The sequence below is a fragment of the Arthrobacter sp. 01T428 genome (genome assembly GCF_056398685.1).
On sequence record NZ_JBFTPW010000039.1, the window covers coordinates 1 to 8,890 of the forward strand.

Genomic DNA, 8,890 nt, shown 5'->3' on the forward strand with positions numbered 1-8,890 from the left:
CCGCCCATGCCCAGCAGCAGTTCCTGCTGCAGGCGGTGGTCACCGCCGCCGCCGTAGAGGCGGTCCGTGATCCCGCGCGCGGCGTCGTCATTGGCCGGAACGTTCGAATCGAGCAGCAGCAGCGGCACGCGCCCGACGTCGGCCCGCCAGATGTGCGCGTTGAGCTTGCGTCCGTTGGGCAGCGGCAGCGAGATCGTCACAGGCTTGCCTGTGCCGTCCTCGGACGGTTCGCGCAACAGCGTCAGGGGCAGGCCGTCGGGGTCAAGGACCGGGTAGGTCTCCTGCTGCCAGGCGTCCCGGGACAGGGACTGCTTGAAGTAGCCCGCCTGGTACAGCAGCCCGACGCCGATCAACGGCACGCCCAGGTCCGAGGCGGCCTTCAGGTGGTCTCCGGCCAGGATCCCGAGCCCGCCGGAATACTGCGGAAGAACCTCGGTGATGCCGAACTCGGGCGAGAAATACGCGATGCACGCCGGAGCATCCGGACCCAGGCCCTGGTACCAGCGCGGCTCACTCAGGTACCGGTCCAGATCCGCGGCAGCATGCTGAACACGCTCTACAAGTTCATTGTTGGAAGCAAGTTGGTCCAGCTGATCGCGGCTGATTGACCCCAGGAGGCTTATTGGATCGTGATGGCTCTCCTCCCACAATTCCTGGTCAAGGCTTGCAAAGAGCTCGCGCGTAGCCCGGTGCCACGACCAGCGCAGATTTGTCGCGAGACGAGCCAACGGCCGGATCGGTTCGGGGAGCAGTGTACGGACTGTAAACCTTCGGATTGCCTTCACGAGCGCCACACTAATCCACTCGGTGGACGGCAGGAACAGCTTTCGGTTTCTTTTAGGTAAATGACACATTGCGCGGAAGAGTCTGGGGTACCTCTTCGCAAAATGTGATTTTTCTCGCTAACGTCGAGGTTGTGACCACTACTGCAGCACCGCGATCCAGCTCAGCATCCAAGTCCAAGCAGAAGGCCGGTATCACCGAGGGTCTTAAGTTCGGCAGATTCCCGATCACGGCCGTGCAGCCCGTCATCGAGGAAGGCCGGTTCCCGGCCAAGGCCTTGCCGGGTGAAGATTTGGTGGTTGGCGCCACGGTCTTCCGCGAGGGCCACGACCAGCTGGGGGTGAGCGCCGTCCTGCTGGACCCCAAAGGCAAAGAACGCCAACGTGTCCGGCTTGCCCCGGCCCCGGGTGAGCGTGGCAAGGGAACGGACCGTTGGGAGGGCCTGCTGACCCCAACGGCGCCTGGAGCCTGGACCTTCGCAATCGAGGCCTGGCACGACCGCTACGGCACGTGGCACCACAACGCCGAAGTGAAGGTCGAGGCCAGCATCGACGTGGAGCTGATGCTCGCTGAGGGCGTCGCCCTGCTCGCGGAAGCCGCTGCCGAAAGCACGCGAAATGCCGCAGACAAACGCATCCTTCGCACTGCCTCCGAAGGCCTCGCCGACACTTCGAGGACTGCCGAGGAGCGCCTTGCCGCCGGCTTCAGCCCAGAGGTCGCGGCCGTCGTCGAACGCCAGCCGATCCGTGAGCTGGTGACCGTCTCGGAACAATACCCACTGCTCGTGGAGCGTGACCTCGCCGGCCGCGGGGCCTGGTACGAATTCTTCCCCCGCTCCGAAGGTGCCGTTTTCGATCCCACCACGGGAACATGGACTTCAGGCAACTTCACGACGGCGGCCAAGAGGCTCGACGCCGTCGCGGACATGGGCTTCGACGTCATCTACCTGCCGCCCATCCACCCGATTGGCTTCCAGCACCGCAAGGGGCGCAACAACACCTTGACTCCGGGTCCGCAGGATCCCGGCTCGCCGTGGGCCATCGGCTCCGAAGCCGGCGGCCACGACGCCATCCATCCGGAATTGGGATCCTTCGAGGATTTCGACGCTTTCGTGGCCCGCGCCAATGAGCTGGGCCTCGAGGTCGCGCTGGATTTGGCCTTGCAGGCCGCCCCGGACCACCCCTGGGTGAAGACCAATCCGGAATGGTTCACCACCCGGGTTGACGGCAGCATCGCCTATGCCGAAAACCCGCCGAAGAAGTACCAGGACATCTATCCGCTGAACTTCGACAACGATCCCGCCGGTCTATCGAAGGAAATCCTGCGGATCGTCTTCCTGTGGGTAAGCCACGGCGTGAAGATTTTCCGCGTGGACAATCCCCACACCAAGCCTGTGTGGTTCTGGGAATGGCTGATCGCCAAGGTCAACAAAAAGCACCCCGACGTCGTCTTCCTCGCCGAGGCGTTCACCCGCCCCGCGATGATGCATGCCCTTGGCCGGGCAGGTTTCCAGCAGTCGTACACGTACTTCACGTGGCGGAACACCAAGACCGAACTGGAATCGTATTTCCAGGAGGTCAGCCACGAATCTCCGGCGTACTTCCGGCCGAATTTCTTCGTCAACACCCCGGATATCCTCACCGAATACCTCCAATACGGCGGCCCGGCCGCGTTCCGCATCCGCGCCGCACTGGCAGCCACGGCCAGCCCGCTCTGGGGCGTCTACGCCGGATTCGAGCTGTACGAGCATGTGGCGCGTCCCGGCGCCGAAGAGTACATCGACAACGAGAAATATGAGTTCAAGGACCGCAACTGGGATGCGGCGGCGGCTTCCGGGCACAGCCTCGCCCCGTACATCACACGGCTTAACGCCATCCGGAAGGCCCACCCGGCCTTGGGTGATCTGCAGAACCTGACGTTGCATCACAGCACGGATGACGCCACCATCGTGTTCTCCAAGCACAAGACCTTGCCCGACGGCAGCAAGGACACCCTGATCATCGTGGTAAACGTCGATCCCCACGGCACCAGGGAAAGCACCGTGACGCTGGATCTGTCCGCTCTTTCGCTGGATCCATCCGACTTCACCGCCAACGGACGATTCTGGGTGGATGATTTGGTCAGCGGCGAAAGCTGGGAGTGGGGCGAGTACAACTACGTCCGGCTGGACGCCCATGTAGAACCGGCACACATTCTCAATATCCGGAGGTAGCCTTAGTGAGCTTCAATCCGCAGGGTCAGAGTCAGTACTTCACGCCGAAGAACACTTTCGAGCTGAACGCCCCGGGTCTTCAACACGACCCTCATTGGTATCGGAAGGCGGTCTTCTACGAAGTGCTGGTGCGGGCCTTCGCGGATGCGAACGGCGACGGTTCTGGTGACTTCCACGGACTGATCGACAAGCTGGATTACCTGCAGTGGCTCGGAGTGGATTGTTTGTGGCTGCCGCCGTTTTTCGATTCGCCTTTGCGCGACGGCGGTTACGACATTTCCGATTACACGTCCGTTTTGGACGAGTTCGGCACCATCAGCGACTTCAAGCGGCTCGTGGCCGAAGCGCATGCGAGGGGCGTCAGGGTCATCATCGACCTCCCGCTGAACCACACCTCGGACCAACACCCTTGGTTCCAGGAATCACGCAAGAACCCGGACGGCCCGTTCGGCGACTTCTACGTGTGGAGTGACACCGACGAGAAGTACCAGGACGCGCGCATCATCTTCGTGGATACGGAAGAGTCGAACTGGACGTTCGATCCTATCCGCCGGCAGTTCTTCTGGCACCGGTTCTTCAGCCACCAGCCCGACCTGAACTTCGAAAACCCCAAGGTCATCGAGGCCGTCCACGACGTCGTCAAGTTCTGGCTGGACCAAGGCATTGACGGATTCCGGGCAGATGCCATCCCGTACCTCTTCGAAGAAGAGGGCACCAATTGCGAGAACCTGCCGGCCACCCACGGCTTCCTGCGGGATCTGCGCAAGATGGTGGACGAGAACTACCCGGGCCGAGTGATCATCGCCGAAGCGAACCAGCCGCCGCACGACGTCGTGGAGTACTTCGGCACGGAGGAAGAACCGGAATGCCACATGGCCTTCCACTTTCCCATCATGCCGCGCTTGTACTACGCACTCCGCGACCAGAAGGCCGCACCCATCATCGAGACGCTCCGGGATACCCCGGGAATCCCTGCCGGCGCGCAATGGGGTACCTTCCTGCGCAACCACGACGAACTCACCCTGGAGATGGTCACCGCCGACGAGCGTGCCGCCATGCTGGGCTGGTACGCCCCGGACCCGCGCATGCGGGCCAACATCGGTATTCGGCGGAGGCTCGCCTCGCTGCTGGACAATTCCCGTTCCGAGATCGAGCTGATCAATGCGTTGCTGCTTTCCCTGCCCGGCAGCCCCTTCTTGTACTACGGGGATGAAATCGGGATGGGAGACAACATCTGGCTTGACGATCGCGACGCGGTCCGCACGCCGATGCAATGGAACCCCGACCGCAACGCGGGTTTCTCCAACGCAGATCCCGGAAAGCTCTACCTCCCCGTCATCCAGTCGCTGGTCTACAACTACAGCATGGCGAACGTCGAGGCCGAAGCAGCCCATTCCGGCTCGCTCCTGCGCTGGACACGCCAGATCCTGAGCGTGCGGAGGAACCACCCGGCCTTCGGGCTAGGCGACTTCAAACACGTTCCGGCGGACCACGAGGTGGTTCTCGCCTACATGCGTGATCTCCGGGAGGACAATCCGGAAGGCGAGGATGCCGAATCCATCCTCTGCGTTTTCAACCTGTCCCAACATCCGGTTGCCACAACCCTGGATATCCCTGAATACGCCGGAAGGGGCCTGAGGGACGTGTTCGGCGGCCAGCCGTTCCCGGGGATCGGCGCCGACGGCTCCCTCACCCTCACGCTCGGTAGCCACGACTTCTTCTGGCTCCGGATACGTTCGGCAGGTTCCACAGGCTCCTCGCCGTACACCCAGGCCATCCCAGTGCTTTCCATCGAAGGCTGACATGAGTCACATGGCACCCACCACGGTCCTGGCCCCCCTGCTCAAGGAATGGCTGCCCCGGCAGCGCTGGTTTCCGGTCAAGGCAGGGTTGTTCGAACTGGATTTCGTCGGCTCGTTCGGTCTTCCTGCGCCCACCTCCGGGACCGCCTTGGAGGTCCAGCTGATCTCCGTCGCCTACGCCACGGCCGATGGCGGGAGGCAGACAGACATCGTCCAAGTGCCGCTCAGCTTTCGCTCCGCGCCCTCCGCCGCCTTGGCAACTGCCTCGGTGGGCCAGATCGGTGGAACAAGCGAGCAGGATCCGCCTCTCTGGGTATACGACGCCCCGCACGATCCTGAATTCGTGACGGCATGGCTGGATCTGATCCGGGGCCAGGCCACCGCCGATCCCGGAGTGGGGGAGTGCACCGCGAGCGGACATACGGTGCCGGGCGGCCTGCGGCTGCCCACCGCCTCAGGATCCGTGCGGGTGTCTTCCGGCGAGCAGTCCAATACTTCGGTGATCGTCGACGATGGCGTGTCCGCGGCGATCGTGAAGATCTTCCGGGTCCTGTCGGTCGGCAAAAACCCCGAGGTGGAAGTCGGTGCGGCCCTGACCTCGGCGGGAACGAAGGAAGTGCCGTCCACCCTAGGGTGGATCACGGGAACCTGGGAGGTGTGGACGCCCCAGGGTCGCCACGGAACAGCCTCGGCGGATTTCGCCGTTGCCCACGAGTTCCTTGCCGGCGGGCAGGACGCTTGGCGCCTCGCCGTCGACGCCGCGGCATCAGGCAAAGACTTCGCCGCCGAAGCCCGGCAACTGGGCCAAGCGACTGCCACCGTGCACTTGCGCCTCGCGGAAACCCTCGGAACCGCCACGGAACGCGTTCCGGGCCAGGACATCGCGCCCGAAGTAGCCCGGCGCGTCCGCCAGTCGTGGGCTGAGGCGGGCACCGCCGTCGGGCCCCATGAGCAGCAGCTCGAGGCACTCCTGGCGCAATTGGCGGGCAAGGAAGCCGGAACCCTGCAGCGCATCCACGGAGACCTTCACTTGGGCCAGATCCTTTTGGTGCCTGGCGCCGCGGGCGAACCTGCGCGGTGGGCGATCCTGGACTTTGAGGGCGAACCACTGAGGCCGATTGAACACCGTAACATTCCCGACGTTCCCCTGCGGGACGTCGTCGGGATGCTGCGGTCCTTCGACTACGCGGCCGGTGCGGCCATCCGCGAGAACCCGGGCGCCCGGGTTCCCGCCACGTGGGTTGACGACTGCGCCGAGGCCTTCCTGGCTGGCTACAGCGACATCACCCCTGGAACGATTGACCGCCGCTCGCCGCTGTTTGTGGCATTGTGGCTGGACAAGGCCTTGTACGAGGTGATCTATGAGCTGCGGAACAGGCCGGACTGGTTGCCCATTCCGGTCAATGCTTCGCGGCAGCTCCTCGGAAACACGAGCCCCGGCACGGATGCCGCGGCGACATCGGAAGGTAAGGAAATGACAGGCTCAGCACGTACCGAACGGCCCCGAGTCCCGCTGTATGTGGACGCCGCTACCCTGGGCCGGGTGGCCGCTGGTGCGCACCACGCCCCGCACTCGGTGCTGGGCGCCCACCTTGACGACCACGGTCACGTCACCATCCGTACGGTCAAGCACCTCGCTGCGGAGGTATCTGTGGTCACCGAAGGTGGTTCCACCGCGATGACCCACGAGACCGACGGCATCTGGGTGGCTGTCCTCGAACCGCTGCAGCAAGGCCACGTACCGGACTACCGACTGGACGTCGTGTACGGCGATTCCGCGCCCGTGACGATCAACGATCCCTACCACTACCTTCCAACCGTCGGGGAAGTGGACCTGCACCTCATCGGAGAAGGCCGGCACGAACGGCTTTGGGACACGCTGGGCTCCCACGTCCAGCACTACCGCTCCCCGCTCGGCGATGTGGACGGCGTCTCCTTCGCCGTCTGGGCCCCCAACGCACAGGCAGTCCGCGTCAAGGGTGACTTCAACTCCTGGGATGGGCGTGAGCACGCCTTGCGCTCACTCGGGTCTTCAGGCGTCTGGGAGGTCTTCATCCCGGGCGTTGTAGCAGGGGCGTGCTACAAATTCGAGTTGCTCACCAAGGCCGGACACTGGGTGGAGAAAGCCGACCCGCTCGCCTTCGGAACCGAAGTTCCGCCCTTGACCGCGTCACGCGTAGTGGAGTCCGGCTACCGCTTCAAGGACGACGCCTGGATGACCGCGCGCGCCAACAAGGATCCGCACAACTCGCCCATGAGCGTGTACGAGGTCCACCTTGGTTCCTGGCGCCTTGGCCTCGGGTACAAGGAGTTGGCCAAGGACCTCGTTGAGTACGTGAAGTGGCTCGGGTTCACCCACGTCGAGTTCATGCCGGTGGCCGAGCACCCCTTTGGCGGTTCATGGGGCTACCAAGTCACGTCCTACTTTGCTCCGACCTCCCGCTTCGGGCATCCGGATGAATTCAGGTTCCTTGTCGATTCGCTGCACCAGGCGGGCATCGGCGTCATCTTGGACTGGGTCCCCGCGCACTTCCCGAAGGATGCCTGGGCCCTCGCCCGTTTCGACGGCGAACCACTGTACGAGCACTCCGATCCCAGGCTCGGTGAGCACCCGGACTGGGGCACGCTCATCTTCGACTTCGGCCGCACCGAAGTTCGCAACTTCCTGGTCGCGAACGCGCTCTACTGGCTCGAGGAATTCCATATCGACGGACTCCGCGTGGACGCCGTGGCCTCCATGCTCTACAGGGACTATTCGCGAGAGGAAGGGGAGTGGTTCCCCAACGTCCACGGTGGACGCGAGAACCTGGAAGCGATTTCGTTCCTCCAAGAGGTCAACGCCACGATCTACAAGACCCACCCCGGCGCAGTGACCATTGCCGAGGAATCCACCGCATTCCCCGGTGTCACCGCGCCGACCAACCACGGTGGGCTCGGATTCGGCCTCAAATGGAACATGGGCTGGATGCACGATTCCCTCAAGTACATCTCCGAAAACCCGGTGAACCGCCGCTGGCACCACGGCACAGTGACGTTCTCCATGGTCTATGCCTTCACGGAGAACTTCCTGCTGCCCATTAGCCACGACGAGGTAGTGCACGGCAAAGGATCCATGCTGCGCAAGATGCCCGGCGACCGTTGGCAGCAGCTCGCCAACCTGCGGGCGTTCATGGCGTACCAGTGGGCCCACCCGGGCAAGCAGCTCATCTTCATGGGCACCGAATTCGGCCAAGAGGCCGAGTGGTCCGAACAGCACGGGCTCGACTGGTTCCTTGCCGACATCCCGGCGCACCGAGGACTGCAATTGCTCACGCGCGAGTTGAACACGCTGTACAGCTCGACGCCGGCCCTTCACGTCCGGGACAACGAGCCCGGCGGTTTCCAGTGGATCAACGGCGCGGACGCGGATCGCAACGTACTGACTTTTATCAGGTGGGACCACGACGGCAACCCCTTGGTGTGCGCCGTGAATTTCTCGGGAGGCCCGCACCAGGACTATGTGCTCGGCGTCCCGGCCGCCGGCGCATGGCAGGAAGTACTCAACACTGACGCCGAGGTCTACGGAGGCTCGGGTGTGATCAACAGCGGTGAACTTCTTGCCACCGCACCCGGGGCGGAAGGGCTGCCTGCGGCACTGACCGTCACCTTGCCGCCGCTCGGAGCCTCTTGGTTCGCGCCTGTGGGGTAGTTGTCCTGTTTGCGTGAGGGTGAAGCTTGCCTGAGGGTGAAGGGTCCGGAAAACTTTGAGTTTCCGGGCCCTTTGCGTGGGATCTCAGGGGCGCCTGCTGGAGCGTAGAAGCCGCCCGGAGGGGGGTTTTGCCTCCCCGGCGAAGTGGTGGTATAGTTAGTACCCGCGCTGCTCCCCAGTGGAGATCGGTGAAGTTGACTGAGTTCCTCGTGAAAATCAAGTCAAGAACGCTGATTTGACTAGGAGGCAAGCAGCCGGTAAGTTTGGGAAGTTGCTCCGGAGCGAGTCTGGGCCCTTTGGTGGGTGTGGGTGGTGCCGGGTGTGTCTGTTGTTTGAGAACTCAATAGTGTGCCAAGTTTGTTGATACCGATTTGTTTTTATGAATTGGTTGATTTTGCCGGGCCT

At 63.3% G+C, this 8,890-nt stretch carries 4 protein-coding genes; 3 read left to right on the forward strand and 1 reads right to left on the reverse strand.

Annotated elements, in window-relative coordinates:
* The coding region (glgP, locus tag AC1DJB_RS23460; RefSeq protein ID WP_476910966.1) for an alpha-glucan family phosphorylase at positions 1-785 on the reverse strand (785 nt) is incomplete at its 3' end.
* Positions 786-916: 131 nt separating this feature from the next.
* On the opposite strand from glgP, the gene AC1DJB_RS23465 reads away from it, so the two are divergent.
* From AC1DJB_RS23465 to AC1DJB_RS23475, 3 genes are read left to right on the forward strand one after another with little or no spacing between them, the layout of a single operon-like run.
* Positions 917-2,995, forward strand: a complete 2,079-nt coding sequence (locus AC1DJB_RS23465; RefSeq protein ID WP_441438452.1) for an alpha-1,4-glucan--maltose-1-phosphate maltosyltransferase — start codon at positions 917-919, stop codon at positions 2,993-2,995.
* 5 nt (positions 2,996-3,000) lie between these two features.
* Positions 3,001-4,797, forward strand: a complete 1,797-nt coding sequence (treS, locus tag AC1DJB_RS23470) for a maltose alpha-D-glucosyltransferase (protein WP_284992057.1) — start codon at positions 3,001-3,003, stop codon at positions 4,795-4,797.
* A gap of 1 nt (position 4,798) precedes the next feature.
* A complete protein-coding gene (locus AC1DJB_RS23475) occupies positions 4,799-8,485 on the forward strand; it encodes a 1,4-alpha-glucan branching enzyme (RefSeq protein WP_441438453.1) in 3,687 nt (1,228 codons plus the stop codon).
* Positions 8,486-8,890: the final 405 nt, after the last annotated feature.